Origin of the sequence: Herbiconiux daphne, from assembly GCF_024979295.1 — a bacterium.
Classification (GTDB): Bacteria; Actinomycetota; Actinomycetes; order Actinomycetales; family Microbacteriaceae; genus Herbiconiux; species Herbiconiux daphnes.
Genome location: NZ_JANLCJ010000682.1, coordinates 1 through 558, shown reverse-complemented (window position 1 = coordinate 558; position 558 = coordinate 1). Strand labels below are relative to the sequence as shown.

Annotated in this window: 1 protein-coding gene; it reads left to right on the top strand. The window is 39.6% G+C overall.

Annotated features, from left to right (window positions below; genetic code table 11):
• On the top strand, positions 1-558 hold a 558-nt coding region (locus N1032_RS27120; protein WP_259543804.1), incomplete at both ends, for a lytic transglycosylase domain-containing protein.

Here is a 558-nt window from a genome sequence, read left to right as displayed (position 1 = left end):
AAAGATTATGGTTACTCTCAAGCTGATAGACTTGACCCACAAAAGAATATTGAAATGGGAACTCGTTACCTTGCTTCTAACCTTAAAGCTTTTAATGGTAACACTGCTCATGCTCTTCTTGGTTATAATCAAGGGACTGGTGGTGCAAAACAAATGCTTGCAGGAAAAATACCAATGGCTGAAGAAGGTGTGAATTATGTAAATAAATTCAAACCTGGGTATTTGAAAAAAGACAGCCCAATTCCTTCTGCTCAACAGTACATGGCTCCTGCGACTAGTGATTTGATTCAGATGGGTAAAGCTGGTATGAATCCACAAGCTGATGATAAATTTAAAACTTCAGCATTAGGTAATGTAACTCCGGTGGAACCTAAACAGGAAGAAAAGAAAGAACTAACTGGTGCTCAGAAAGTTTCACTGATTCAGAATGTTCTAGAGAATTTGAAAGTTCCACAACAGCAACAGGTTCGTGCTCCAGCGGCTCCAGTCCAGATTCGTGATGGACAAGTGAATATGAAAATGTTCCAAGGTCCAGAAGATGAAGGGATTCAGTGGAAA